General features: G+C 69.8%; 23 protein-coding genes. 17 read left to right on the top strand and 6 right to left on the bottom strand.

The window, feature by feature from the left end:
• Positions 1 to 2 precede the first annotated feature (2 nt).
• The 5 genes from ACY0MJ_RS07505 to ACY0MJ_RS07525 are packed head-to-tail and all read left to right on the top strand — an operon-like array spanning position 3 to position 6,313.
• The gene (locus ACY0MJ_RS07505; RefSeq protein WP_462637726.1) at positions 3 to 1,718 is read left to right on the top strand and encodes an ABC transporter permease; all 1,716 of its coding nucleotides are present in this window, start codon (positions 3 to 5) and stop codon (positions 1,716 to 1,718) included.
• Between the two features lie 10 nt (positions 1,719 to 1,728).
• A complete protein-coding gene (locus ACY0MJ_RS07510) occupies positions 1,729 to 2,793 on the top strand; it encodes an ABC transporter ATP-binding protein (protein ID WP_462637727.1) in 1,065 nt (354 codons plus the stop codon).
• 30 nt (positions 2,794 to 2,823) lie between these two features.
• Complete coding sequence (locus tag ACY0MJ_RS07515) at positions 2,824 to 4,236, top strand: MmgE/PrpD family protein (RefSeq protein WP_462637728.1); 1,413 nt, start codon at positions 2,824 to 2,826, stop codon at positions 4,234 to 4,236.
• Positions 4,233 to 5,246, top strand: coding sequence for a PdxA family dehydrogenase (locus tag ACY0MJ_RS07520; RefSeq protein ID WP_462637729.1), 1,014 nt, complete (start codon positions 4,233 to 4,235; stop codon positions 5,244 to 5,246). Before ACY0MJ_RS07515 ends, ACY0MJ_RS07520 begins: the two co-directional genes overlap by 4 nt.
• On the top strand, positions 5,243 to 6,313 hold the full coding sequence (locus tag ACY0MJ_RS07525) for an isocitrate/isopropylmalate dehydrogenase family protein (RefSeq protein WP_462637730.1): 1,071 nt from the start codon (positions 5,243 to 5,245) through the stop codon (positions 6,311 to 6,313). The genes ACY0MJ_RS07520 and ACY0MJ_RS07525 overlap by 4 nt, the downstream gene beginning before the upstream one ends.
• A gap of 186 nt (positions 6,314 to 6,499) precedes the next feature.
• On the opposite strand, the gene ACY0MJ_RS07530 is transcribed toward ACY0MJ_RS07525, so the two are convergent.
• Positions 6,500 to 7,162 (bottom strand): GntR family transcriptional regulator, encoded by a 663-nt coding sequence (locus tag ACY0MJ_RS07530; RefSeq protein WP_462637731.1) that lies wholly within the window; start codon positions 7,160 to 7,162, stop codon positions 6,500 to 6,502.
• Positions 7,163 to 7,264: 102 nt separating this feature from the next.
• Positions 7,265 to 7,879 (bottom strand): YqhA family protein, encoded by a 615-nt coding sequence (locus tag ACY0MJ_RS07535; protein ID WP_462637732.1) that lies wholly within the window; start codon positions 7,877 to 7,879, stop codon positions 7,265 to 7,267.
• A 139-nt stretch (positions 7,880 to 8,018) separates the two neighbouring features.
• Between ACY0MJ_RS07535 and acs the strand changes: the two genes are divergently transcribed.
• Positions 8,019 to 10,004, top strand: coding sequence for an acetate--CoA ligase (gene acs / locus ACY0MJ_RS07540; RefSeq protein WP_462637733.1), 1,986 nt, complete (start codon positions 8,019 to 8,021; stop codon positions 10,002 to 10,004).
• 66 nt (positions 10,005 to 10,070) lie between these two features.
• Here acs and ACY0MJ_RS07545 read toward each other — a convergent pair whose 3' ends face one another.
• A complete protein-coding gene (locus tag ACY0MJ_RS07545) occupies positions 10,071 to 10,376 on the bottom strand; it encodes a c-type cytochrome (protein WP_462637734.1) in 306 nt (101 codons plus the stop codon).
• A 105-nt stretch (positions 10,377 to 10,481) separates the two neighbouring features.
• On the opposite strand from ACY0MJ_RS07545, the gene ACY0MJ_RS07550 reads away from it, so the two are divergent.
• Positions 10,482 to 10,727: a TIGR04438 family Trp-rich protein gene (locus ACY0MJ_RS07550; protein ID WP_462637735.1), complete on the top strand. Its 246-nt coding sequence runs from the start codon at positions 10,482 to 10,484 to the stop codon at positions 10,725 to 10,727.
• Here the strand turns inward: ACY0MJ_RS07550 and ACY0MJ_RS07555 are convergent.
• Together ACY0MJ_RS07555 and ilvD are read right to left on the bottom strand one after the other, a co-directional pair.
• Positions 10,713 to 12,245 carry an FAD-dependent oxidoreductase gene (locus ACY0MJ_RS07555; protein ID WP_462637736.1) on the bottom strand — a complete coding sequence of 511 codons (1,533 nt, stop codon included), beginning with the start codon at positions 12,243 to 12,245 and terminating at the stop codon, positions 10,713 to 10,715. The two genes, ACY0MJ_RS07550 and ACY0MJ_RS07555, sit on opposite strands and share 15 nt — an antisense overlap.
• Positions 12,246 to 12,963: 718 nt before the next feature.
• Positions 12,964 to 14,661, bottom strand: a complete 1,698-nt coding sequence (ilvD, locus tag ACY0MJ_RS07560; RefSeq protein WP_462637737.1) for a dihydroxy-acid dehydratase — start codon at positions 14,659 to 14,661, stop codon at positions 12,964 to 12,966.
• A 72-nt stretch (positions 14,662 to 14,733) separates the two neighbouring features.
• Between ilvD and ACY0MJ_RS07565 the strand changes: the two genes are divergently transcribed.
• The 9 genes from ACY0MJ_RS07565 (at position 14,734) to ACY0MJ_RS07605 (ending at position 23,582) form a co-directional block, all read left to right on the top strand.
• Positions 14,734 to 15,630 (top strand): LysR substrate-binding domain-containing protein, encoded by an 897-nt coding sequence (locus ACY0MJ_RS07565; RefSeq protein WP_462637738.1) that lies wholly within the window; start codon positions 14,734 to 14,736, stop codon positions 15,628 to 15,630.
• A 182-nt stretch (positions 15,631 to 15,812) separates the two neighbouring features.
• Entirely contained in the window at positions 15,813 to 16,661 is an 849-nt protein-coding gene (gene lgt, locus ACY0MJ_RS07570; RefSeq protein WP_462637739.1) for a prolipoprotein diacylglyceryl transferase, read from the top strand.
• Between the two features lie 114 nt (positions 16,662 to 16,775).
• The gene (locus ACY0MJ_RS07575; protein WP_462637740.1) at positions 16,776 to 17,441 is read left to right on the top strand and encodes a GntR family transcriptional regulator; all 666 of its coding nucleotides are present in this window, start codon (positions 16,776 to 16,778) and stop codon (positions 17,439 to 17,441) included.
• Positions 17,438 to 18,745 (top strand): malonyl-CoA decarboxylase, encoded by a 1,308-nt coding sequence (locus tag ACY0MJ_RS07580; protein ID WP_462637741.1) that lies wholly within the window; start codon positions 17,438 to 17,440, stop codon positions 18,743 to 18,745. Before ACY0MJ_RS07575 ends, ACY0MJ_RS07580 begins: the two co-directional genes overlap by 4 nt.
• A gap of 38 nt (positions 18,746 to 18,783) precedes the next feature.
• Positions 18,784 to 19,779, top strand: coding sequence for a Bug family tripartite tricarboxylate transporter substrate binding protein (locus ACY0MJ_RS07585; RefSeq protein ID WP_462637742.1), 996 nt, complete (start codon positions 18,784 to 18,786; stop codon positions 19,777 to 19,779).
• Between the two features lie 5 nt (positions 19,780 to 19,784).
• Positions 19,785 to 20,564 carry an enoyl-CoA hydratase/isomerase family protein gene (locus ACY0MJ_RS07590; RefSeq protein WP_462637743.1) on the top strand — a complete coding sequence of 260 codons (780 nt, stop codon included), beginning with the start codon at positions 19,785 to 19,787 and terminating at the stop codon, positions 20,562 to 20,564.
• A gap of 12 nt (positions 20,565 to 20,576) precedes the next feature.
• On the top strand, positions 20,577 to 22,094 hold the full coding sequence (locus ACY0MJ_RS07595; RefSeq protein WP_462637744.1) for a malonate--CoA ligase: 1,518 nt from the start codon (positions 20,577 to 20,579) through the stop codon (positions 22,092 to 22,094).
• Between the two features lie 10 nt (positions 22,095 to 22,104).
• On the top strand, positions 22,105 to 22,953 hold the full coding sequence (gene yghU / locus ACY0MJ_RS07600) for a glutathione-dependent disulfide-bond oxidoreductase (RefSeq protein WP_462637745.1): 849 nt from the start codon (positions 22,105 to 22,107) through the stop codon (positions 22,951 to 22,953).
• Positions 22,950 to 23,582 carry a glutathione S-transferase family protein gene (locus ACY0MJ_RS07605; protein WP_462637746.1) on the top strand — a complete coding sequence of 211 codons (633 nt, stop codon included), beginning with the start codon at positions 22,950 to 22,952 and terminating at the stop codon, positions 23,580 to 23,582. Before yghU ends, ACY0MJ_RS07605 begins: the two co-directional genes overlap by 4 nt.
• A gap of 10 nt (positions 23,583 to 23,592) precedes the next feature.
• Here ACY0MJ_RS07605 and ACY0MJ_RS07610 read toward each other — a convergent pair whose 3' ends face one another.
• Complete coding sequence (locus ACY0MJ_RS07610; RefSeq protein WP_462637747.1) at positions 23,593 to 24,036, bottom strand: hemerythrin domain-containing protein; 444 nt, start codon at positions 24,034 to 24,036, stop codon at positions 23,593 to 23,595.
• A gap of 174 nt (positions 24,037 to 24,210) precedes the next feature.
• Here ACY0MJ_RS07610 and ACY0MJ_RS07615 point away from each other — a divergent pair, with 174 nt between their 5' ends.
• Positions 24,211 to 24,813: a M15 family metallopeptidase gene (locus tag ACY0MJ_RS07615; RefSeq protein WP_462637748.1), complete on the top strand. Its 603-nt coding sequence runs from the start codon at positions 24,211 to 24,213 to the stop codon at positions 24,811 to 24,813.
• Positions 24,814 to 24,818 lie beyond the last annotated feature (5 nt).

A 24,818-nucleotide genomic window follows, 5' to 3' on the forward strand; every position in this document is an offset into this window, starting at 1 on the left:
CGATGTCGGTCGCGTTCCCGGCCTCCGCCGACGCGCTCGCCAAGGCACCGTTCCGCATCGACCTCCTGAAGCCGGCGTTCTGGACGCTGGCCGCGGTCCTGGCCGTCCTGGTGGTGATGCCGCTGGCCTGGCTGGCGTACTACAGCATCGTCGACAAGGAAGGCCAGCTCACCCTGGCCAACTTCGCCGCCCTGGTGAACGAGGCCACGCTGCGCCGCCCCTACGTCGTCGCGGGCCTCATGGCCGTCGGCGTCGGCGCGCTGTCGTGCGCCGTGGCGACGCCGCTGGCTTGGCTGGTGGCGCGCACCGACCTGCCGGGCCGGCGCCTCGTGCGGGCGCTGGTGATGGCCTCCTTCGTGACGCCACCCTTCCTGGGCGCGATCGCGTGGGAGCTGCTGGCCGCGCCCAACAGCGGCCTCATCAACGTCGCGTGGCGTGCCATGACGGGCGCCGAGCGGCCCGAGGCGCTGGTCAACATCTACAGCTTCGAGGGGCTGGTGTTCGCGATCGCCTGCTACACCTTTCCCTACGTGTTCACGCTGGTCGCCAACGGCCTGGACCGCGTGCCCTCCGACCTGGAGGACGCCTCGTCCATCCTGGGCGCCCGCGCCTGGACCACGCTGCGGCGCGTGACGCTGCCGCTGGTGCTGCCGGCCATGCTGGCCGGCTCGCTGATCGCGATCCTGCAGGCGCTGACCATGTTCGGCTCGCCGGCCATCCTGGCGCTGCCGGCCGGCTTCCACGTGATCACCACCAAGATCTGGAGCCTGTTCCAGTACCCGCCGAAGCCGGGGCTGGCCGCGGCGGCGGCGATGCCGCTGCTGCTGGTCACCGTGCTGCTGCTGCAGGGCAAGGCCTGGATCCTCGGGCGCAAGGGCTACACCGTGCTGGGCGGCAAGAGCGGCGAGCCGCGCATCACGCGCCTGGGCCGCTGGATGCCGGTGGGCGCGCTGTTCGCCTTCTGCGTGCTCTCGCTCACCGTGCTGCTGCCCTACGCGGCGCTGCTCAAGACGGCGCTCACGCGCAACGGCACGCCGGGCCTGACGCTGCACAACTTCCACTTCGTCTTCTTCGAGTTCTCGGCGACGCAGCTGGCGATGTGGAACACCTTCCTGCTCGGCTTCTCCTCCGCCACCATCGGCACGGGCATCGCGCTGCTCGCCGCCTACATGGTGTCGCGCAGCCCGGTGCGCGGCGCCGCCGTGCTGGGCATGCTGGCGACGGCGCCGGTGGCCATCCCCGGCATCGTGCTGGGCGTGGGCCTGTTCCTGACCTACTCGCATCCGCAGCTGATGCTGTACGGCACGCTGTGGATCCTGCTGATCGCCTTCCTCACGATCGAGATGCCGGCCGGCTACCAGCAGATGTCCGCCGCCTTCCACGGCATCCACCCGGAGCTGGAGGAGGCGAGCCGCATCCTCGGCGCTTCCCGCCTGAGGACGCTGCGCCTGATCACGGCGCCGCTGCTGCGCACCAGCGTCATCGCCACCTGGTGCTTCGTCTTCATCGGCACGATCCGCGAGCTGTCGGCCACCATCCTGCTCACCACGGCCAACACCAAGCTGGTGTCCGTGATCATCTACGACCTCAACGAAAGCGGCGACATGGGCGCGATCTCGGTGCTCGGGATCACGCTGCTCGTCGTGTCCTTCGCGGTCGTCCTGCTCGCCACCCGACTGCCCGTCCTGGGCGGCCCGCGCCTGCCGGCGCTCCGATGAAGAAGGACCCATGGGATTCCTCGAACTGAAGGGACTGACCAAGCGCTACGGCGCCGCCGCGGTGGTCAAGGAGGTGTCGCTCTCGGTGGAGAAGGGCCAGCTGGTCTGCCTGCTGGGGCCCTCGGGCTGCGGCAAGACGACGACGCTGCGGCTGATCGCCGGCTTCGTGGAGCCCGACGCCGGCGAGATCCGCGTGGGCGGCCGGCGCGTCTCGGCGCCGGGCGAGAGCGAGGCGCCCGAGCGCCGCAACATGTCGATGATCTTCCAGAGCTACGCGCTGTGGCCGCACATGACGGTGTTCGACAACGTCGCCTACGGCCTGAAGCTGCGCGGCCTCTCGCGCAGCGACGCGCAGCAGCGCGCCGACACCATCCTGGCCGCGACGAAGCTGTCGCAGCTGGCGCAGCGCTATCCCGGCGAGCTCTCGGGCGGGCAGCAGCAGCGCGTCTCGCTGGCGCGCGCGCTGGTCGTCGAGCCCGAGACGCTGCTGCTGGACGAGCCGCTCTCCAACCTCGACGCGAACCTGCGCGAGGAGATGCGCTTCGAGATCCGGCGCCTGCACGACAAGTACCGCTACACCACCGTGTACGTCACGCACGACCAGGCCGAGGCCATGACGGCCGCCGACCTGATCGTCGTGATGAACCAGGGCGCCATCGAGCAGGCCGGCTCGCCGGAAGACATCTACCAGCGCCCGCGCACCGAGTTCGTCGCGCGCTTCATAGGCGGCACCAACATCCTGCGCGGCCGCTGGGACGGCGCCGACGGCGTGGCGGCCGGCAACGGCCTGTTCCTGCGCTGCGCCTCGGGCGAGTTCGCGCGCGAGGGCGAGACGGCCGTCTCCGTGCGGCACCACGACGTGCGCCTCGCCCGCGAGCGCCCCGAAGCGGAGACCAACGCGGTGCAGGGCACGGTGGCGCGCCAGATCTACCTGGGCTCGCACCGCGACTACCTGGTGAACCTGCCGGACGGCGAGACGGTGCGGGCGCTGGCGCCCTCGCACCTGAGCATCGCGCCCGGCGAGCACGTGTGGCTGCACCTGCCGCCCGAACACTGCCGGGCGCTGGCGCACTGATTTTTTGACGGGAACGACGAGGAGTCTGGAGTGAGCATCATCGAGAAACAGGCGGCCGAGCACCTGACGCGCTACGTGTCCGATTTCATCTGCGGCACGCGCCTTTCGGACCTGCCGCAGGACGTCGTGGCGCTGGGCAAGAAGTCCATCCTGGACGGCCTGGGCCTGGCGCTGTCCGGCGGGGCCAGCCATTGCGGCGAACTGGTGCGCCGGCACCTCGCGGACCTGAACCTGGGCGCGGGCCCGGCCACCGTGATCGGCACGCGCCTGAAGGTCGCGCCGCGCTTCGCGGCCTTCGCCAACGGCGTGGGCATCCACGCCGACGACTACGACGACACGCAGCTGGCCGTCGCCACCGACCGCGTCTACGGCCTGCTCACGCACCCGACGGCGCCGGCGCTGCCGGCCGCGCTGGCCGTGGCCGAGTCGCTGGGCGCGAGCGGCGCGCAGGCCATGCTGGCCTACCACCTGGGCGTGGAAGTGGAGTGCAAGATCTCCGAGGCGATCCACCCGCGCCACTACCAGGCGGGCTTCCATTCGACGGCGACCTGCGGCACCTTCGCCGCGGCGGCGGCGACGGCCAAGCTGATGGGCCTGGACGAGGAAGCGACGGCGCGGGCCCTCTCCATCGCCGGCAGCCAGTCGGCCGGCCTGCGCGAGAACTTCGGCACCATGACCAAGCCCTTCCACGCCGGCCGCGCCTCGGAGAGCGGCGTGGCGGCGGCGCAGTTCGCGTCCTACGGCTGGACCGCGACCGACCGGATCCTGGAGGCGCCGCGCGGCTTCTTCAGCGCCGCGGGCGGCGGCTGGGACAGCGATGCGATCGCCGGCCGTCTGGGCAGGCCCTGGACCTTCGCGGAGCCGGGCGTGTCGATCAAGCCGCATCCGTCGGGCTCGCTCACGCACCCCGGCATGACGGAGATGCTGCGCCTGATCCGCGAGCACCGCATCGAGGCGAAGGACGTCGTGCGCGTGCGCGTGGGCACCAACCACAACATGCCCAACGCGCTGATCCACCACCGCCCCCGCAACGAACTGCAGGCGAAGTTCTCCATGGAGTTCTGCATGGCGATCCTGCTGCTGCGCGGCCGCGCGGGGCTCAACGAGTTCACCGACGAGGTCGTGCTGCAGCCCGATGTGCAGGAGATGATCGAGAAGGTGGACTTCGTGGTGGACCAGGAGGCGGAAGCCGCGGGCTACCACAAGATGACCACGATCATCGACATCGAGCTCGCCAACGGCCGCAAGGTGAGCGGCCGCGCCGATTTCGGCAAGGGCAGCCCGGCCATGCCCATGAGCTACGACGAGGTGGCCGCCAAGTTCCGCGAGAACGCGGAGTTCGCGAAATTCCCGAAGGCGCGCGCCGACGAGGTGGTGGCGATGGTGCGGGAACTGGAGTCGCTGCCGGCGATTTCCAAGCTGATGGACGCGCTGGCCGCATGAGCACGCCCGTCCTCGGCCTGATGCTCGGCGACATGACCGGCATCGGCCCCGAGATCAGCGCGAAGCTGCTCGCGAGCGGCAAGCTGCGCGACGTGGCGCGCATCGCCGTCGTCGGCGACGCGCGGGTGCTGGCGCTCGGCTGCCGCGACGCGGGCATCGAGCCGGCCTGGCGCGCCTACGCCAGCGTCGGCGCGATCGACTGGTCGCGCGACGAGATTCCCGTGGTCGATCTCGGCAACATCGATCCCGCGAAGCTGCCGCGCGGCGAGAACTCGCCCGAGTCCGGGCGTCTCGCCGGCGAGACCTTGCACCACCTGACCGAGCTCGCGCAGCAGGGCCAGGTGGACGGCATCTGCTTCGCGCCGCTGAGCAAGGCCGCGCTGCACGCGGGCGGCTGGAAGTATCCCGACGAGCACCAGATGTTCGCCGCGTGGAACCGGCACGAGGGCTTCTTCGGCGAGATGAACGTGATCGAGCAGTTCTCCACCTTCCGCGTCACCTCGCACGTGGCGCTGCGGCAGGCGCTGGAGCTGGTCACGCCGGAGCGCATCGCCGCCGCCGTGCGGCTGGCCGACCGCAGCCTGCGCGAGGCGGGTCATGCCAGGCCGCGGATCGGCGTCGCCGCGCTGAACCCGCACTGCGGCGAGGGCGGCCTGTTCGGCGACGAGGAGATCCGCCTGATCGCGCCGACGGTGCGGCGGCTGGCGGAAGAGGGCATCGCGGTCAGCGGGCCGGTGTCGTCGGACGCGATCTTCCTGAAGGCGCTCAAGGGCGAGTACGACGGCGTCGTGATGATGTACCACGACCAGGGGCAGATCGCGACCAAGCTGCTCGGCTTCCACAAGGGCGTGACCGTGACGGCGGGGCTGCGCACCGTCTACACGACGCCCGCCCACGGCACGGCCTTCGACATCGTCGGCCAGGGCAGGGCGGAGACCGGCGCGCTGGAGACGGCGCTGCGCATCGCCGCGCGCATGGCCGCGGCGCGCAGGAACGAGGCCCGCGCATGACGTCTCCCCACTTCGTCCTCGGCGTGCTCGAGGGCGACGACATCGGCCACGAAGTGGTCCCCGCCGCCGTGCAGGTGGCGCGGGCCGCGGCCGAGAAGCACGGCCTGCGCATCGAATGGCGGCCCATGCCGGTGGGCCGGCGCGCGCTGGACACGCACGGGTCCACCTTGCCGGCGGGGACGCTGGAGACGCTGGCGCGCATGGACGGCTTCGTGCTCGGCCCGATCGGCCACCGCGAGTACCCCAAGGGGCCGGGCGCGATCAACCCGCACCCGATCATGCGCAAGCACTTCAACCTGTTCGCCAACGTGCGGCCAACGCGCTCCTATCCGGGCATCGGCTGCCTGCGCGACGACGTGGACCTGGTGATCGTGCGCGAGAACAACGAGGGCTTCCAGCCGGACCGCAACGTCGTGGCCGGCTCGGGCGAGTTCCGTCCCAGCGAGGACATGACGATCTCCGTGCGCGTGATCACGCGCCAGGGCAGCGAACGCGTCGCCCGCGTGGCGCTGGCGCTCGCGCGCAGCCGCCGGAAGCGCTTGACGCTCGTGCACAAGAACACCGTGTTCAAGCTCGGATGCGGCATGTTCGTGGAGGCCTGCCGCAAGGCGGCGGAGGACTTCCCGGACGTGACGGTGGACGAGGTGATCGTGGACACCATGGCGATGCGGCTGGTGCGCGACCCGCAGAACTTCGACGTGGTCGTCACCACCAACATGTTCGGCGACATCCTCACCGACGAAGCCGCCGGCCTGGTGGGCGGCCTCGGCATGGCCCCCGGCCTGTGCATCGGCGAAGGCGACTTCGCGATGGCGCAGGCGACGCACGGCTCGGCGCCCGACATCGCGGGCCAGGGCATCGCGAATCCCTACGCGATGATCGATTCGACGCGGATGCTGCTGGACTGGCTGGGACGGAGGAAAGGCGTCGATGCCTCGGTGGCGGCCGCGCGGAGCATCGAGCGGGGGCTCACGGCGGCGCTCGCGGATGCGAAGGCGAGGACGGGGGATATCCGGGGGACGGGGAATACGGAGACGTTCACGCGGGCGGTGATCGAACACCTGTGAAGAGAAGCGACTTGTCATCCCGGGCTTGACCCGGGATCCACGGTGGCGCAGTGCCACTCCACGATGGATTGCGGCTCAAGGCCGCAATGACAAGAGGGCTGGATTGCCGGCTCCAGGCCGCAATGACAAGGCTTGCTCCCTCTCCCGCTCGCGGGAGAGGGCCGGGGTGAGGGCACCCCGCCGCGCCTACGCGTCCGCCAGCGCCAGCAGCCTCTGCCTCCCCGCCTGGATGTGCTCCTCCGCGTACTGCTTCGCCTTCGCAGCGTTCGCCTTCGAGATCGCCTCGTAGATCCGCCGGTGCTCCACGTTCGAGCGGCGCATGTTGCCCGGCGCGTTGAAGTTCTGGCGGCGGTACAGGTGCAGTTCCTTCACGTAGCTGTCGTACAGCTGGTGCGCCCGCTGGCTCTGCGACAGCAGCAGGACCAGTTCGTGGAACTGCACGTTCAGCTCGTAGTACAGGCCGCTGTCGCCCGCCTGCGCCGCGGCGTCCATTCCGTCGAGCAGCGCCTCGAACTTCTGCCGGTGTTCGTCCGTCACGTGCTCGCAGGCGCGCTCCGCCGCGAAGCCGAAGACCAGCGCGCGCAGGTCGTAGATCTCCAGCATCTCGCGGATCGACACCTGGCGCACGAACACGCCGCGGTTCACCACCGGCGTGACCAGCCCGGTGCCGGTGAGGATGCGGATCGCCTCGCGGATCGGGCCGCGGCTCGTGCCCATGCGCACCGCCAGCGCCGCCTCGTTCAGGCGGTCGCCGGCCTTGAACTCGCCGGCGTAGATCAGCTGCTTCAGCTGCTCCGCGATGCTGCGGGGCAGGCCTTCGGCGGTCTGGATGGCGGGAACGTTGGACATGGTGGACTGCGCATCGCCGCCAGCGCGGCAATGTCGGCAATTATAGGAAGGCTGTCGACGCTGTCACCCTGACTGTCGACACTTCGTGACTCCCACGCCGCTTCAGAGCACCTCGGCGTTGCCGTGCGGCACGGGCGCCATCAGGCGGTCGGTGAAGGCGATCGCCATCGCCGAGAGCAGGAAGGTGATGTGGATCGCCGTCTGCGCGATCAGCACCCGGTCGGAGTAGTTGTCCGCGTTGATGAAGGTCTTGAGCAGGTGGATCGACGAGATGCCGATGATGGCCGTCGCCAGCTTCACCTTCAGCACCGAGGCGTTCACGTGGCTCAGCCACTCGGGCTGGTCCGGGTGGCCCTCGAGCTTCATGCGGCTCACGAAGGTCTCGTAGCCGCCCACGATCACCATGATCAGGAGGTTGGAGATCATCACCACGTCGATCAGCGCCAGAACCACCAGCATGATGATGGTCTCGTTGAGCGTCGTGACCTGCGAGTCGGCCTTGTAGCCTATGCTCCGCACGAGTTCCTGCAGGGCCTCCTGGCTGCCGGCCGCGGCCTCGACGAGGTGCCACAGTTCCAGCAGGAAGTGCACGACGTACACGGCCTGCGCCGCGATGAGGCCCAGGTACAGGGGCAGCTGCAGCCAGCGGCTGGCGAAGATCAGGTTGGGAAGCGGTCGCAGGGGCGAGCCGGGGCTGATGCCGGGGTCTTTGCGCATGAAGCGTTCGTTCTAGGGGTCCGTGCGATTGTAGTTTGCGTGCCGGACCGGCTAGATTCAGGGAGCATGCGCCAGTCAGTGGGGTGTAAGTGGCCCCGCCGACAGTAGCGCCGAACTTGTACTCACGGAGAACCACAGCATGAGCGCCATCGAGTCGGTCCTGGTCGAGAACCGGGTCTTTCCCCCCAGCGAAGCCACCGTCAAGGCCGCGCGCATTTCCGGCATGGCGGCCTACGAGGCCATGTGCCGCGACGCGGAGAAGGACTTCGAGGGTTTCTGGGCCCGGCTCGCCCGCGAGAACCTGCAGTGGACCAAGCCCTTCACGCGGACGCTGGACGAGAGCAAGGCCCCGTTCTACCGCTGGTTCGACGACGGCGAGCTGAACGCCAGCGCGAACTGCCTCGACAAGCACGTGGGCACGCCGGTCGAGAACAAGACGGCCATCATCTTCGAGGCCGACGACGGCACCGTCACCCGCGTCACCTACAAGGACCTGCTGGCGCGCGTGGCGCAGTTCGCGAACGCGCTCAAGGCGCAGGGCATCAGGAAGGGCGACCGCGTCGTCATCTACATGCCCATGAGCATCGAGGGCGTGGTGGCCATGCAGGCGTGCGCGCGCATCGGCGCCACGCACAGCGTGGTGTTCGGCGGCTTCTCGGCCAAGTCCGTGCAGGAACGCATCATCGACGCCGGCGCCGTGGCGGTGATCACCGCCAACTACCAGATGCGCGGCGGCAAGGAGATGGCGCTCAAGGCCATCATCGACGAGGCGCTGGCCATGGGCGGCTGCGAGACCATCCGCTCGGTGCTGGTCTACATGCGCACGCCCACCGCCTGCAACATGGTGGCCGGCCGCGACAAGACCTTCGACGAGGCGCTCAAGGGCCAGTCCACCGAATGCAGGCCCGAGCCCGTGGGCGCCGAGCACCCGCTGTTCGTGCTCTACACCTCCGGCTCCACCGGCAAGCCCAAGGGCGTGCAGCACTCCACGGGCGGCTTCCTGCTGTGGGCCAAGCTGACCATGGACTGGGTGTTCGACCTCCAGGACAAGGACGTCTTCTGGTGCACCGCCGACATCGGCTGGGTCACCGGCCACAGCTACGTCACCTACGGCCCGTTGGCGGCCGGCGCGACGCAGGTGATCTTCGAGGGCATCCCCACGTACCCGAACGCGGGCCGCTTCTGGCAGATGATCGAGAGGCACAAGGTCACGATCTTCTACACGGCGCCCACGGCGATCCGCTCGCTGATCAAGGCGGCCGAGAGCGACGCGAAGGTGCACCCCAGGAACTGGGACCTGTCCTCGCTGCGCATCCTGGGCTCGGTCGGCGAGCCGATCAACCCCGAAGCCTGGATGTGGTACTACCGGAACGTCGGCGGCGAGCGCTGCCCGGTGCTCGACACCTGGTGGCAGACCGAGACGGGCGGCCACGTGATCTCGCCGCTGCCGGGCGCGACGCCGCTGGTGCCGGGCTCGTGCACGCTGCCGCTGCCGGGCATCCAGGCCGCCATCGTCGACGAGACCGGCAAGGAGCTGCCGAACGGATCCGGCGGCCTGCTGGTCATCAGGAAGCCCTGGCCGGCGATGATCCGCACGATCTGGGGCGATCCGGAGCGCTTCAAGAAGACGTATTTTCCCGAGGAGATGGGCGGCCGCACCTACCTCGCCGGCGACGGCGCGGTGCGCTCGCCGGACAACGGCTACTTCCGCGTGACCGGCCGCATCGACGACGTGCTGAACGTCTCGGGGCACCGCCTGGGCACGATGGAGGTGGAGTCGGCGCTCGTCGCGAAGACGGACCTCGTGGCCGAGGCCGCCGTGGTGGGCCGGCCGGACGACCTCACGGGCGAGGCGATCTGCGCCTTCGTGGTGCTCAAGCGTCCGCGCCCGACCGGCGAGGAGGCGAAGCGCATCGCGAACGAACTGCGCGACTGGGTCGCCAAGGAAATCGGCCCGATCGCCAAGCCGCGCGACATCCGCTTCGGCGAGAACCTGCCCAAGACCCGCAGCGGCAAGATCATGCGCCGCCTGCTGCGCAGCATCGCCAAGGGCGAGCAGATCACGCAGGACGTCACGACGCTGGAGAACCCGGCGATCCTCGAGCAGTTGTCGCAGACGAACTGAGCGCAGCGAACCCCAGCAGCAAAGAAAAAGCCCGCCGACGGCGGGCTTTTCTCCGGGCGACAGTGCTTACTTCAGCGACAGCACCCACGCCGCCAGCTTCTTCGCCTCGGCTTCGTTCACCTGGGCGTTCGCGGGCATGGGGACGGGGCCCCACACGCCGGAGCCGCCCTTCATGATCTTGACGGCGAGCTTGTCCACGGCGTCCTTCTGGCCCGCGTACTTCCTGGCCACGTCCTTGTAGGCCGGGCCGACCAGCTTCTTGTCGACGGCGTGGCAGGCCATGCAGTTCTTGGCGGTCGCCAGCGCCTGGTCAGCCAGCGCCGGACCGGACAGGGCGGCCAGGGCAGCCAGCGCAAACAGGGCACGTTTCATAGGGGACATCCTCGCAGGTTGGGTTACATTCCTTCAACGCTATTGTAGGGCGACGGTTGACCACGTCGGCCTTGACGGTTATCAGCCTTCGGCATCGGAGAAAGCATGTACCTGCTCGGACTGGGGATCATCCTGCTCGCCATGAAATACCTGGAGATCGGCCCCCCGGCGCAGTGGTCCTGGTGGGCCGTGCTGTCCCCCTTCGCCCTCGCCGTGGCGTGGTGGGCCTGGGCCGACTGGTCAGGCTACACCAAGCGCAAGGCGATGGAACGCGAGAACGCCCGCAAGCAGGCGCGCATCGACAAGAGCCGCGAGAACCTGGGCCTCGGTCCCAAATCACGCCGGCGCTGAGCCCCCGCCGCCCAGGGGCGGCACGTGCTTGCGCCGCAGCGGCCGCAGCGCGGGCCCTTCCACCACGGTGCCGTCCGGGCGGAAGCGGCTGCCGTGGCAGGGGCAGTCCCAGGTCGTCTCCACGCTGTTCCAGTGCACCTTGCAGCCCATGTGCGTGCAGACGTTGGACACGGCGAACAGCTCGCCGTCCGGCGCGCGCCAGGCCGCCACGGTCTCGCCTTCCGCTTCCACGATCGCGCTGTCGCCCGGCTTGAGCGAGGACAGCTTCTCCTCCTGGCGGTGCGTCAGGTAGTCCTTGACCAGCTGCTTCACCACGAGCGCGTTCTCTTCCAGGATGTTCTTGCCGCCCTTCACGAGCGAGAGCCGCCCCGGCTTCACCAGGTCGGCGAAGGCCGCCTTGTGTCCCATGAGTTCGGCCGCGACCAGGCGCGCCGCGACGGTCCCCCAGGTGAGGCCGTCGGTGGCGAAACCCGTGGCGATGAAGCAGTCGGAGTGGTTGCGGCCGATGTAGGGCAGGCCGTCGGCGCCGCGGTAGTTCTGCGCCGACCAGCGATGCGTGACCGGCCGCTCACCCGCGATCTGCTTCGCCAGCATCTCCAGCGCCATCATCCCCGCCGTGGCGTTGTGGATGCCGACCTTGTGCTCCGGCCCGGCGAACACCAGGAAGTGCCGGTCGCCCGCCTGCAGCGTGCGGATCGACAGGTGCTCCGTCGCCTTCCACCAGAAGATGCCCGGCCCGGGCGGCGCGCCGGCACCCCATTCCATCGCGAGCGCGTATTCGCGGTGCACCGGCATCTCCGTGTGCACGAGGTGCACGCCCTTGGGCGAGTGCGTCGCGAGCACGATCTCCTTCGCCGTGACGGAGCCCGACGCGGTGACGGCGCGCTTCGCCTTCGTGTCCAGCTCCAGCACCGCCGAATGCTCGTGGATCGTGGCGCCGGCCTCGGCGGCGCGGCGCGCCATCGCCGCGACGTAGGCCTGCGGCTGGAACTGCGCCTGCCCGGGCAGCACCAGCACGTCGCTTTCGGCGGCGGGCAGCGGCGCGGGGACGGCGGCCGTGCGCTCGACCGCGCAACCGGCGGCCGCGAGCGCATCGGCTTCCTCGCGGATGGCCTCGGCGTTGGCGCGGTCGGCCCACTGCACGAGCGGGCAGCGCCGGAAGCCGACGTCGGGCAGCTGGCTGCAGCGCTCCTCGATGAACGCGACGGCGGCGCGGCGCTCCTTCGCCACCTGCCGCGCGACCTCGGCGTCGAAGCGCGAGACGATCTCGCGCAGGCCGCTCGAGAGCGTCTCGTACAGGTTGCCGGTGGAGTTGCCGGTGGTGCCGCAGCCGATCGTGTCGGCTTCCAGCAGCACGACGCGCGGCTTGCTGGTGGTCTTCTGCTCGGCCAGCAGGTCAGCGAGCGTGACGCCCGTGATCCCGCCGCCGATGATCAGCACGTCGGCCGTGACGTCCCCGCTGAGCGCCGCGTAGCCGGTGGGCGCGGCCGTGCCCCGCCAGAGGGAAAGCGTCTGCATGAGGGTCTCCCTGGGAAAACCTCATGCTAGGCAGGGGTGGAAGGCCGATGCGTAGGACAGGGACGACAAACCGAACACTCGTCATCCCGGGCTCGACCCGGATCCACCGCCGCGCGCCACTTCCGTGGATTGCGGCTCGAGGCCGCAATGACAAGGAAGTGGCGGCACCGCCATGGATTGCGGCTCGAGGCCGCAATGACAACAGAGGGCTTGTCATCCCGGGCTCGACCCGGGATCCACCGTGGCACGGCACTGCCATGGATTGCGGCTCGAAGCCGCAATGACAAGAGCGGGCTTGTCATCCCGGACTCGACCCGAGATCCACCGTGGCACGGCACTGCCATGGATTGCGGCTCGAACCCGCAATGACAAGAGCGGGCTTGTCATCCCGGGCTCGACCCGAGATCCACCGTGGCACGGCACTGCCATGGATTGCGGCTCGAGGCCGCAATGACAAGAGAGGGCTTGTCATCCCGGGCTCAACCCGGGATCCACCGTGGCACGGCACTGCCATGGATTGCGGCTCGAGGCCGCAATGACAAGAGCGGACTTGTCATCCCGGGCTCGACCCGGGATCCATCGTCGCACGGCACTGCCGTGGATTGCGGCTCGAGGCCGCAATGACAAGAGAGGGCTTGTCATCCCGGGCTCGACCCGGGATCCATCGTGGCACGGCACCGCCGTGGATTGCGGCTCGAGGCCGCAATGGCATGACTCGTCAGAAGTTGTCCAGCACCGCGCCCTTGCTCGCGCTGGCCGCGTTGAAGGCGAACTTCGCCTGTACGCCGCGGACGTAGCGCGGCGCGGGGGCCTTCCAGCCGGCGCGGCGCTTCGCGATCTCCTCGTCGGGCACGTTCAGCTGCAGCTTGAGCTGGTGCGCGTCGATGGTGATCGAGTCGCCTTCGTTCACGAAGGCGATGGTGCCGCCCGCCGCCGCTTCCGGCGCCACGTGGCCCACCACCATGCCCCAGGTGCCACCGGAGAAGCGGCCGTCGGTGATCAGGCCCACGCTCTCGCCGAGGCCCGCGCCGATCAGCGCGCCCGTGGGCGCCAGCATCTCGGGCATGCCCGGGCCGCCCTTGGGGCCCAGGTAGCGCAGCACCATCACGTCGCCCGCCTTGATCCTGCCGTCCAGGATGGCCTGCAGCGCCGACTGCTCGTCGTCGAACACGCGCGCGGGCCCGGTGATCACCGGGTTCTTCAGGCCCGTGATCTTGGCGACCGCGCCTTCCGGCGACAGGTTGCCCTTCAGGATGGCCAGGTGGCCGTGCGGGTACAGCGGCTTGTCGATCGGACGGATCACGTCCTGGTCCGCGCGCGGCTGGTCCGGGATGCCGGCCAGGGTCTCGGCGATCGTCTTGCCCGTGATGGTGATGCAGTCGCCGTGCAGCAGGCCCGCGTTCAGCAGGATCTTCATGACCTGCGGGATGCCGCCGGCCTCGTGCAGGTCCACGGCCAGGTACTTGCCCGAGGGCTTCAGGTCGCAGATCACGGGCGTCTTCTGGCGGATGCGCTCGAAGTCGTCGATGGTCCACTCCACGCCCGCGGCGTGGGCGATCGCCAAGAAGTGCAGCACGGCGTTCGTCGAGCCGCCGGTGGCCATGATCACGGCCACCGCGTTCTCCAGCGCCTTGCGCGTGACGATATCGCGTGGCTTCAGGTCCTGGCGGATCGCCTCCATCAGCACCTTGGCCGACTCGCGCGCCGAGTTCTGCTTCTCGTCGTGCGGGTTCGCCATCGTCGAGGAGTAGGGCAGCGACATGCCCATGGCCTCGAACGCCGAGGACATGGTGTTGGCCGTGTACATGCCGCCGCAGGAGCCGGTGCCGGGGATGGCGTGCTGCTCGATGTCCTTCAGTTCCTGGTCGCTGATCTTGCCGGCGGCGTTCTGGCCCACGGCCTCGAACACGCTCACGATGTTCAGGTCCTGGCCCTTCCACTTGCCGGGCAGGATGGTGCCCCCGTACACGTAGATCGCCGGCACGTTGGCGCGCAGGATGCCCATCATGCCGCCGGGCATGTTCTTGTCGCAGCCGCCGACCACCACCACGCCGTCCATCCACTGGCCCTGCACGCAGGTCTCGATGCAGTCGGCGATGACCTCGCGGCTGACCAGCGAGTACTTCATGCCCTCGGTGCCCATGGCCATGCCGTCGCTGATGGTCGGCGTGCCGAAGATCTGCGGGTTGCCGCCGGCTTCCTCGATGCCGCGCACGGCGGCGTCGGCGAGCTTCTGCAGGCCGCTGTTGCAGGGCGTGATGGTGCTGTGCCCGTTGGCCACCCCCACCATCGGCTTGCCGAAGTCGGTCTCCTTGTAGCCCATGCCGTAGTACATGGAGCGGTTGGGAGCGCGCGACTTGCCTTCGGTGATGTTGGCGCTGCGCAGCGGGCGGATCGGGATGGTCTTCTTGTCCATGGGGGCGGAGGATACGCCGCCGTCCTGATTCTTTCCAATCCGTTTTCCGAGGCGGATTAATATGTGTCGCGTATGAAAGAGCCCGTCATCGAGCTGCGCCTGTGGCGCCAGTTCGCCGCCGTCGCCGAGGAGCTGCACTTCGGCCGCGCGGCCCGCAGCCTGCACATGACCCAGCCGCCGCTCACGCAGGCGATCGCCCAGCTCGAGCGCCTGCTGGGCGTGCGCCTGTTCGAGCGCACCAAGCGCAGCGTGCAGCTCACCGCCGCCGGCGAAGCCCTGCTGCCGCAGGTGCGCGAACTGCTGGCCCGCGCGCGCGTGCTGCCCGCGCAGGCGCGCGCCGCCGCGGGCGGCGAGCTGGGGCGGCTGCGCATCGCCTTCGTGTCCACCGTCGGATTCGCCCTGCTGCCGCAGTGGCTGCGGGCCTTCCGCGCCCGGCACCCGCAGGTGCAGATGGAGCTGATCGAGGCGACCGGCGACGTGCAGGTGGAGGCCTTCGCGCGCGGCGAGATCGACGCCGGCTTCATGCTGCACTCGCCCGGCTTCGCGCCGCGCGGGCTGCAGCACCGGCCGGTGGCCCGCGAGCCGCTGGTGCTGGCGCTGCCGGAGGCGCATCCGCTCGCGGGCGCGGCGCGCCTGCCGCTGGCGCAGGTGCTGGCCGAGCCGCTGGTGCTGTTCCCGCGGCGCATCGTGCCCTCGCTGCACGACGCCGTGCTCGGGATGTACCACGCGGCGGGACGCGAGCCGCGCATCGTGCAGGAGGCGATCCAGATGCAGACCATCGTCAACCTGGTGTCGGCGGGGCTGGGGCTCGCGTGGGTGCCCGAGAGCGTGCGCCAGTTCCAGCGCAGCGGCGTCGCCTACCGGCAGCTGGGCGGAAAGCAGGCGGCGAGCGTGCCGGGGTGCGAGACGACGCTCGTGTGGGAGCGGATGACGCCGGCGCTGGAGCGGTTCGTGGAGGTGGTGGGGTGAGTGGGGGGCGGTGGGGTGAGTGGGGGGCGGTGGGGTTCGCTCCGCTCACCGCCCGCGGCTGCGCCGCGCCACCCTACGGTATCGGGGTCGATCGCGCATCCGTAGGGTGGCGCGGCGCCAGCCGCGGAAGGTGAGCGGAGGGAACCCCACCGTGCCCCCTCCCGCTGCGCCACAATCCGCCCATGCTGGTCCACCCGAAGATCGACCCCGTCGCGCTGCAGCTCGGCCCCATCGCCATCCACTGGTACGGCATCACGTACCTCGTCGCCTTCGGGCTGTTCCTGCTGCTCGCGCACCAGCGGCTGAAGCACGAGCCTTTCCGCTCCGTCCAGGGGCCGGGCGCCTGGAGCCGCAAGGACATCGAGGACATGCTGTTCCTGGGCGTGCTGGGCGTGGTGATCGGCGGGCGGCTCGGCTACTGCCTGTTCTACAAGCCGGGCTACTACCTCTCCAATCCCCTGCAGATCTTCTTCGTCTGGCAGGGCGGCATGAGCTTCCACGGGGGGCTGCTGGGCGTGATCGTCTCGCAGCTGTGGTTCGCGCACAGCCGGCACAAGCCCTTCTGGCAGCTGATGGACTTCGTCGCGCCCTGCGTCCCCCTGGGGCTGGGCGCCGGGCGCATCGGCAACTTCATCAACGGCGAGCTGTGGGGCCGGCCGGCCGACCCGGACCTGCCCTGGGCCATGGTGTTCCCACAGAGCGGCACCGGCATCGCGCGCCATCCCTCGCAGATCTACGAGTTCCTGCTGGAAGGCATCCTGCTGTTCATCGTGCTGTGGCTCTATGCGCGCAAGCCGCGCAAGGAAGGGCAGGTCGCGGCGGCCTTCCTGGTCGGCTACGGCGTGGCGCGCTTCACGGCCGAGTACTTCCGCGAACCGGATGACTTCCTGGGCATCGTGGCCCTCCAGATGAGCATGGGCCAGTGGCTGTGCATCCCCATGATCCTGGGCGGCGTGCTGCTGTGGGTCTGGGCCGAGACGCGCACCGTGCCGGGAAACCGGCAGGCGACCCGCCGCTCCGCCGCGCGCTAGGGCCTGCGCTCCGATCCGGGAGGGAATTCCCCTAGGCCGAAAGCCTTCCCTCCGGCGCGCTCGCGGCTCCATAATTATCCGTAATTACAGGAAATTACGGACACCGATCCCGCCATGCGCCTGGTCCACAACTCCCTGCACGACGAAGTCGCCGCGCAACTGCGCGAGCGGATCTTCGACGGGGAGCTCGTGCCCGGCAGCTTCCTGGACGAGCACCACCTGGCCGAGGAGCTGAAGATCTCGCGCACGCCGCTGCGCGAGGCGCTCAAGGTGCTGACGGTGGAAGGCCTGGTGCGGCACGAGCCGCGCCGCGGCTGCTTCGTCAACGAGGTGACGGAGCAGGATCTCGACGAGATCTTCCCCGTGATCGCGCTGCTGGAGGGCCGGTGCGCCTTCGAGGCCGCGCAGAAGGCGACGGACGAGGACCTGGCCGCGCTGGAGGAACTGCACCAGAAGCTGGCGCGCCACGCGAAGGCGAAGCGCATCAACGAGTACTACCAGGCCAACTTCGCCATCCACGAGGCCATCATCACGCTGGCCGGCAACCGCTGGCTCGCGACCGTCATCGACGACCTGCGCAAGATCCTCAAGCTCGCCCGCCTGCAGCAGCTGCACGCGCCCGGCCGGCTGGAGCAGAGCCTGTCGGAGCACCTGGCCGTCTTCGCCGCGCTGAAGGCGCGCGACGCCGAAGGCGCCGACGCCGCCATGCGCACCCATCTCGCCCGCCAGCGCGAAGCGCTGCGCGAACTCGCCCGCGCCAACCGTCCGAGACTCGCATGACCCACGCCGCCGCATCCCCCGTCGCCGCCGCGGAAGAAGCACCGCGCAGCACGCGCGAGCGCCTGAAGGCCACCTGGCGCCGCGGCGCCGAAGCGCTGTCGCCGCGGGTGCTGCGCCGCACGCTCGCCGAACTGCAGGCGATCGTCGACGCGCGCGTGAGCGAGGTCGAGGGCGGCCGCCGCGCCAAGGCCTTCGCCGACTGGTACGCCACCGCCGCGCCCGAGCAGCGGCGCGACGCCTGGCTGCTCATGAGCGAGCAGTTCGGGCCCGACCCGAAGAAGGTCCAGTCCGCGCGCGAGCAGTTCGAGGCGGCGCACGGCACGGCGGAAGAGGGCAGCGCCGAGATCCGCATGCGCCGCGCGCTGGTGTCGCCGCGCACGCGCCTGCTGCAACGCTTCGCCGCCTTCCCCGAGGGCATGCGCTTCCTGGTGGACCTGCGCGCCGAGCTCCTGGCGCACCGCAAGGACAAGCGCCTGCTGGCGCTGGACGCCGAACTGGAGACGCTGTTCACGACCTGGTTCGACGTCGGCTTCCTGGAACTGCGCCGCCTGTCCTGGGACTCGCCGGCCTCGCTGATCGAGAAGCTGATCCACTACGAGGCGGTGCACGACATCCGCAGCTGGGCCGACCTGAAGAACCGGCTGGACAGCGACCGCCGCTGCTATGGCTTCTTCCATCCGCGCCTGGACAGCGACCCGCTGATCTTCGTGGAAGTGGCGCTCACCGACGCGATGTCCGACTCGATCACGCCGCTGCTGGACGAGTCGGCCGCCGCCTCCGACCTTTCGAAGGCGACCACCGCGATCTTCTATTCCATTAGCAACTGCCAGGCGGGCCTGCGCGGCGTGAGCTTCGGCGACTCGCTGATCAAGCGCGTGGTGGAGACGCTGAAGGAGGAGTTCCCCAAGCTGAAGACCTTCGCGACGCTGTCGCCGATCCCCGGCCTGCGCGCGTGGGTCGCCAGGCAGGTGAGTCCCGAGCAGCTCGCCGCGTGGGACAAGCCGCTGGAACTGCCGCCCAAGTCGCCGCAGCGCCAGGAGCTGCTCGCCTGGGCCGCCCGCTACCTGGGCAAGGAAATGCACGACGGCAAGCCGCTCGACCCGGTCGCGCGCTTCCACCTGGGCAACGGCGCGCGCATCGAGCGCCTGAACTGGGCGGGCGATCCCTCCGCGAAGGGCCTGAAGCAGTCGTTCGGGATCATGGTGAACTACCTGTACGATCTCAAGCGGCTGGACAAGCACCGCACCCTGTATGCGCAAGGACAGATCCCGGTCGCGGGGGCGATCGAGGAGCTGTACAGCTAGTTTTTCCCCCCACGGCAATCCACAGGAGACAAAGCCAGATGCATTCCCCCAGCCTGACCCGGCGCGACGTCCTGCGCGCGGCCGCCGCTGCCGGCGCCGCCGGCATGGTGCCCTTCGCGCGAGCCCAGGCCTCCGCCTGGCCGGCCAAGCCGGTCATGATGGTCGTTCCCTTTCCCGCGGGCGGCGGCACCGACGCGTTCGCGCGCCCCCTCGCCGCGATCTTCGCGAAGCAGACCGGCAAGCAGCTGGTGATCGACAACAAGGGCGGCGCCGGCGGCACCGTCGGCGCGTCGATCGCTTCGCGCGCGGCCCCCGACGGCTACAACCTGTTCATGGGCGCCGTGCACCACACCATCGCGCCCTCGATCTACCCGCGCCTCGACTACGACCTGCAGAAGGACCTGGTGCCGATCACGCTGGTGGCGCGCGTGCCGCAGGTGATCGTCGTCAACCCGCAGCGCATCCCGGCGAAGACCTACGCCGAATTCCTGGCGCTGGTGAAGGCCAACCCGGGCAAGTACAACTACGCGTCCGCCGGCAACGGCACCTCGCACCACCTGGCCGGCGAGCTGTTCAAGCTGCAGACGAAGAGCTTCATCACCCACATCCCCTACCGCGGCGCCGGCCCGGCGCTGCAGGACCTGATCACCGGCAACGCCGACCTGATGTTCGACGGCCTCGGTTCCTCCGCCGCGCACATCAAGGGCGGCCGCATCAAGGCCCTGATGATGTCCGGCAACAAGCGCGTGCCGGCCTTCCCCGACGTGCCTTCGGCCGCCGAAGTGGGCCTGCCGGACTACACCGTGAGCTCCTGGTACGGCATCTGGGCGCCCAGGGGCACACCGGCCGACGTGCAGGCGCGCGTGGCCGACGAGGTGCGCAAGGCGATGCGGACGGAGGACCTCAAGGCGATCTGGGCCAACCAGGGCGCCGAGTTCCCCGACATGACCCAGCAGCAGTTCGCCGCGTTCATCGACGGCGAAGTGAAGCGCTGGAAGACGGTGGTCGCCGCCTCCAACGTCAAGGCCGACTGAGCGCCATGACCGGCCAGGTGCGGCTCGCGTTGCAAGGCCCGGTGGCCCGGGTGACGCTGTCGCATCCCGGCAAGCTCGACGCCATGTCGCGCGCGATGTGGCGCGAGCTGCGCGCCATCTTCGAGCAGGTGCAGGGCGAGCGCGACCTGCGCTGCGTCGTCGTCGCCGGAGAGAACGGCGGCTTCTGCGCCGGCGGCGACATCGCCGAATACCCGCAGTTCCGCTTCCACCCCGGGAGCCTGCGCCGCTTCCACGAGGAAGACGTGTGGGGCGGGCTCGCCGCCATGCTCGCCTGCGACGTGCCCATCGTGGCGCAGATCGACGGCGCCTGCATGGGCGCGGGCCTCGAGATCGCCTGCTGCTGCGACATCCGCATCGCCGGCGTGTCGGCACGCTTCGGCGCCCCGATCGCGCGCCTGGGCTTTCCCATGGCGCCGCGCGAACTGCAGCTGGTGGCCTCCGTCGCCGGCGAGGCGACCGTGCGCGAGATGCTGCTGGAGGCCGCGCAGCTCGACGCGCGCGAGATGAAGGCGCGCGGCTTCCTGCAGCGTGTGGTGCCCGACGAGGAAGTCGCGGCCGAGGCCGAGGCCAGCGCCGGACGCATCGCGCGGCTGGCGCCGCAGGCGGCCCGCATGAACAAGCGCATGCTGCGCCGGCTGGCGGGGCAGGCGCCCGGCGCGCCCCCGCCGCCGGACCTGCTGGAACGTGCCTGGGACTACGCGACCAGCAGCGAGCACCGCGAAGGCATCTCCGCCTTCCTGGAGAAGAGAACGCCCCGCTTCTAGAGAACCCGAGACATGGACAACCGCAACCTGTTCGCGGCGCTGCGCGCCGCCTTCCCGCAAGACCTCGACGCCGTGGCCGTCGAGACCGATTCCGGCCTGGCCTACAGCTGGCGCGACCTCGATCGCGGCACGGCCATGATCGCCAACCTGCTGCAGTCGCTGGGCATCGAGCCCGGCGCGCGCATCGCCGTGCAGGTGGAGAAGTCGGTGGAAGGCATGATGCTGTACCTGGCGACGCTGCGCGCCGGCTACGTGTTCCTGCCGCTGAACACGGCCTACCAGAAGGCCGAGATCGAGTACTTCGTCGGCAACGCCGAGCCCGCCGTGGTGGTGTGCACGCCGGCCAACTTCGGCTGGGTGAGCAAGATCGCCTTCCAGGCCGGCACGCAGCACGTCTTCACGCTCGGCGACGACCGCAACGGCTCGCTGCTGGAGCGCGCGGCGAAGCAGTCCGACGTGCACGAGATCGCGGTGCGCGGCGACGACGACCTCTCCGCCATCGTCTACACCAGCGGCACCACGGGGCGCAGCAAGGGCGCGATGATCACGCACGGCAACATGCTGTCGAACGCGCAGGTGCTGAAGGACTACTGGGCCTGGCGTCCGGGCGACGTGCTGATCCACGCGCTGCCCATCTTCCACGTGCACGGCCTGTTCGTGGCGATCCACGGCGCGCTGCTCAATGGCAGCAAGATGATCTGGTTCGCGAAGTTCGATCCCAGGCGCGTGATCGAGCGCCTGCCGGACGCGACCGTCTTCATGGGCGTGCCGACGCTGTACACGCGCATGCTGGCCGAGTCGCGCCTGAACCCGGTGGTGTGCCGCAACATGCGCCTGTTCATCTCCGGCTCGGCGCCGCTGCTGCCGGAGACGCATGCGGAGTGGAAGGAGCGCACCGGCCACGTGATCCTGGAGCGCTACGGCATGAGCGAGACCATCATGCTGACCTCCAACCCCTACGACGGCGAGCGCCGCGGCGGCACCGTGGGCTTCCCGCTGCCGGGCGTGCAGCTGCGCGTGCGCGGCGACCAGGGCCAGGACCTGCCCGCGGGCGAGATCGGCGGCATCCAGGTGAAGGGGCCCAACGTGTTCAAGGGCTACTGGCGCATGCCCGAGAAGACGAAGGAGGAGTTCACCGCCGACGGCTGGTTCAAGACCGGCGACGTCGGGAAGATCGACGAGCGCGGCTACGTCACCATCGTCGGCCGCAGCAAGGACCTGATCATCAGCGGCGGCTACAACGTCTACCCGGCGGAGATCGAGGGCTACCTCAACGAGCTGCCGGGCGTGGCGGAGAGCGCCGTCGTCGGCGTGCCGCACCCGGACTTCGGCGAAGTGGGCGTGGCCATCGTGATCCCGCGTCCCGGCGCGCAGCTGGAGCCGGACGCCCTGATCGCCACGCTGAAGTCGCAGCTGGCCAACTTCAAGATCCCCAAGCGCTGCTTCGTCGTGCCGGAGCTGCCGCGCAACACGATGGGCAAGGTGCAGAAGAACCTGCTGCGCGAGGCCCACAAGGGCTTGTTCGCCTGAGGACCGCGACATGAGCGACAGCAGCTACACCCCGCCCGCCGTCTGGACCTGGAAGAGCGAGAACGGCGGGAAGTTCGCCTCCATCAACCGGCCGGTCGCCGGCCCCACGCACGAGAAGGAACTGCCGGTGGGCCGCCACCCGCTGCAGCTCTATTCGCTGGGCACGCCCAACGGCCAGAAGGTGACCGTGATGCTGGAGGAGCTGCTGGCCCTCGGGCACGCGGGCGCCGAGTACGACGCATGGCTGATCCCGATCTCCGAGGGCGCGCAGTTCGGCAGCGGCTTCGTGTCGGTGAACCCGAACTCCAAGATTCCGGCGCTGGTGGACCGCAGCGGCCCCGAGCCGGTGCGCGTGTTCGAATCGGGCGCGATCCTGGTGTACCTGGCCGAGAAGTTCCAGGCCTTCCTGCCGCAGGAGGGCGCCCGGCGCGCCGAATGCCTGTCGTGGCTGTTCTGGCAGATGGGCAGCGCGCCCTTCCTCGGCGGCGGCTTCGGTCACTTCTACGCCTACGCGCCGACCAAGATCGAATACGCGATCGACCGCTACGCGATGGAAGTGAAGCGGCAGATGGACGTGCTGGACCGGCGCCTGGCGGAGCACCGCTACGTCGCGGGCGACGAGTACACGATCGCCGACATGGCGATCTGGCCCTGGTACGGCGCGCTCGCCAAGGGCCAGCTGTACGAGGCCGGCGAGTTCCTGCAGGTGCACGAATACCGCAACGTGGTGCGCTGGACCGACGAGATCGCGCAGCGCCCCGCCGCCCGCCGCGGGCGCATCGTCAACCGCACCTGGGGCGACCCCGCCAACCAGCTGCGCGAGCGCCACGACGCCAGCGACTTCGACGCGAAACCATGATCACCCTCTACGACTGCGCCACCGCCCCCAGCCCGCGCCGCGCGCGCATCCTGCTCGCGGAAAAGGGCGTGCCCCACGAGACGGTGCAAGTGGACCTGCGCCAGGGCGAGCAGTTCGGCGCCGCCTTCCGCGCGGTGAACCCGCAGTGCACGGTGCCGGCGCTGCGCACCGAGGAAGGACCGGTGCTCACCGACAACGCCGCGATCGCCGCCTACCTGGAGGCGCGCTTCCCGGAGCCGCCGCTGCTCGGTCGCACGCCGGTCGAGAAGGCGGAGGTCGCCAGCTGGAACTGGCGCGCGGAATTCGAGGGCCTGCTGGCGGTGGCCGAGGCCTTGCGCAACGGCTCGCCGGCCATGGCCAACCGGGCGCTGCCCGGTCCCGCGGACTTCGCGCAGATCCCCGAGCTGGCGCAGCGCGGCGTCGCGCGCATCCAGCTGTTCTTCTCGGTGCTGGAAGAACGCCTGGCGGGCCGCGAGTTCCTCGCGACCGAGCGCTTCAGCATCGCCGACATCACGGCGGCGGTGGCCGTGGATTTCGCGCGCGTGGTGAAGCAGAAGCCCGGCGAGCAGCACGCGAACCTGCTGCGCTGGCGGGCCGCGCTCGCGCAGCGGCCCTCGATGGCGCTGTAGCCGGTCGTCCTCAGGCCGCGTGCGCGGCCATCAGCTCCGTCTTGCGCGCCTGCAGCTGGTCTGCGAGCTGCATCAGGTCCATCTTCCCGGACTTGCGCGCCTCGGGGAACATCTTCTCGCGCTCGTCCTTCACGTGGTCGCGGATGGCGCTTTCCAGCGTCTTCATCGTCTGGTCGTGCGGCTGGCGCGCGGCCTCGATGGTGCCGATCAGGCTCAGCGCCTCGTCGTGCTCGTGCAGCGAGTGCTTCACCAGCTGCTCGTCCTGGGTGGCCTGCCGGAAGGCGGGATAGAAGATCTCGTTCTCGATCTCGATGTGCACCCGCAGCTCCTGGCAGATCTGGTGGGCCAGGTCGCGCTTGCGCGCGTCGTCGCCGGCGGAGGCGTATTGCTGGAAGAGCTGTTCGACCTTCACGTGGTCTTCATCGAGGAGGGTGCATGCGTCCTGTCGTGCCATGGGGAATCCTTCTTGCCTGAAAGTCCCACCATAGGCGGGGCGGGGCGCCGCGCGTCCTGGGCAGTGTCTGGCATGGGTGTCGTCGCCAGCCTACGGGACCCCTGCGGGCGCCGCGGACTTGGGGTGCCTGCCCTGCAATTCCGCGGGAGCCCGGTTATCCTCGAGCTGCACACCATGCTTCCCTGCGAAGAGATCTCCTCCCAGGCCGACTTCCGGCACCTCTCCACGATTCCCGGCATCGCGATCGACCTGCGCTATGCGAGCGTGAACAATTTCGTGGGCGTGGACCTGTACGGCGCGATGGATTGCGCATGGCTGCACCAGATGGCCGCGGAAGGCCTGCAGCGCGCGGCCGAACTGCTGGCCCGGGAGGCGCCGGGCCACCGCCTGCTGGTGCTGGACGCGCTGCGGCCGCACCGCGTGCAGGTGCGGCTGTGGGACCACCTCGACGGGACCGACCTGCGCCAGTACGTCGCCGATCCGGCACGCGGCTCCATCCATTCCTTCGGCATGGCCGTCGACGCCACGCTGCTGGGTCCCGACGGCCGCGAACTCGACATGGGCAGCGGCTTCGACGAGATGACGGAGCTGTCGCACCCCAAGCTGGAGGACGAACACCTCGCCAGCGGCCGGCTCGGCCCGCAGCAGCGCCGCAACCGCGAGCTGCTGCGCGGCGTGCTGGGCCGCGGCGGCTTCCAGGGCATCGCCAACGAGTGGTGGCACTTCGAGATGCTGGACCGCCAGCACGTGCGGCAGCATTTCCGACGCGTGAACTGAGCCCG

It is taken from the genome of Ramlibacter sp. bp-362 (assembly GCF_054956735.1).

Bases quoted from the DNA above. Each gene is read 5' to 3' on its own strand.
- ACY0MJ_RS07505 (WP_462637726.1), top strand. From the start codon at position 3: ATGTCGGTCGCGTTCCCGGCCTCCGCCGACGCGCTCGCCAAGGCACCG.
- ACY0MJ_RS07510 (WP_462637727.1), top strand. From the start codon at position 1,729: ATGGGATTCCTCGAACTGAAGGGACTGACCAAGCGCTACGGCGCCGCC.
- ACY0MJ_RS07520 (WP_462637729.1), top strand. From the start codon at position 4,233: ATGAGCACGCCCGTCCTCGGCCTGATGCTCGGCGACATGACCGGCATC.
- ACY0MJ_RS07525 (WP_462637730.1), top strand. From the start codon at position 5,243: ATGACGTCTCCCCACTTCGTCCTCGGCGTGCTCGAGGGCGACGACATC.
- ACY0MJ_RS07530 (WP_462637731.1), bottom strand. From the start codon at position 7,162: ATGTCCAACGTTCCCGCCATCCAGACCGCCGAAGGCCTGCCCCGCAGC.
- ACY0MJ_RS07535 (WP_462637732.1), bottom strand. From the start codon at position 7,879: ATGCGCAAAGACCCCGGCATCAGCCCCGGCTCGCCCCTGCGACCGCTT.
- acs (WP_462637733.1), top strand. From the start codon at position 8,019: ATGAGCGCCATCGAGTCGGTCCTGGTCGAGAACCGGGTCTTTCCCCCC.
- ACY0MJ_RS07545 (WP_462637734.1), bottom strand. From the start codon at position 10,376: ATGAAACGTGCCCTGTTTGCGCTGGCTGCCCTGGCCGCCCTGTCCGGT.
- ACY0MJ_RS07550 (WP_462637735.1), top strand. From the start codon at position 10,482: ATGTACCTGCTCGGACTGGGGATCATCCTGCTCGCCATGAAATACCTG.
- ACY0MJ_RS07555 (WP_462637736.1), bottom strand. From the start codon at position 12,245: ATGCAGACGCTTTCCCTCTGGCGGGGCACGGCCGCGCCCACCGGCTAC.
- ilvD (WP_462637737.1), bottom strand. From the start codon at position 14,661: ATGGACAAGAAGACCATCCCGATCCGCCCGCTGCGCAGCGCCAACATC.
- ACY0MJ_RS07565 (WP_462637738.1), top strand. From the start codon at position 14,734: ATGAAAGAGCCCGTCATCGAGCTGCGCCTGTGGCGCCAGTTCGCCGCC.
- lgt (WP_462637739.1), top strand. From the start codon at position 15,813: ATGCTGGTCCACCCGAAGATCGACCCCGTCGCGCTGCAGCTCGGCCCC.
- ACY0MJ_RS07575 (WP_462637740.1), top strand. From the start codon at position 16,776: ATGCGCCTGGTCCACAACTCCCTGCACGACGAAGTCGCCGCGCAACTG.
- ACY0MJ_RS07580 (WP_462637741.1), top strand. From the start codon at position 17,438: ATGACCCACGCCGCCGCATCCCCCGTCGCCGCCGCGGAAGAAGCACCG.
- ACY0MJ_RS07585 (WP_462637742.1), top strand. From the start codon at position 18,784: ATGCATTCCCCCAGCCTGACCCGGCGCGACGTCCTGCGCGCGGCCGCC.
- ACY0MJ_RS07590 (WP_462637743.1), top strand. From the start codon at position 19,785: ATGACCGGCCAGGTGCGGCTCGCGTTGCAAGGCCCGGTGGCCCGGGTG.
- ACY0MJ_RS07595 (WP_462637744.1), top strand. From the start codon at position 20,577: ATGGACAACCGCAACCTGTTCGCGGCGCTGCGCGCCGCCTTCCCGCAA.
- yghU (WP_462637745.1), top strand. From the start codon at position 22,105: ATGAGCGACAGCAGCTACACCCCGCCCGCCGTCTGGACCTGGAAGAGC.
- ACY0MJ_RS07605 (WP_462637746.1), top strand. From the start codon at position 22,950: ATGATCACCCTCTACGACTGCGCCACCGCCCCCAGCCCGCGCCGCGCG.
- ACY0MJ_RS07610 (WP_462637747.1), bottom strand. From the start codon at position 24,036: ATGGCACGACAGGACGCATGCACCCTCCTCGATGAAGACCACGTGAAG.
- ACY0MJ_RS07615 (WP_462637748.1), top strand. From the start codon at position 24,211: ATGCTTCCCTGCGAAGAGATCTCCTCCCAGGCCGACTTCCGGCACCTC.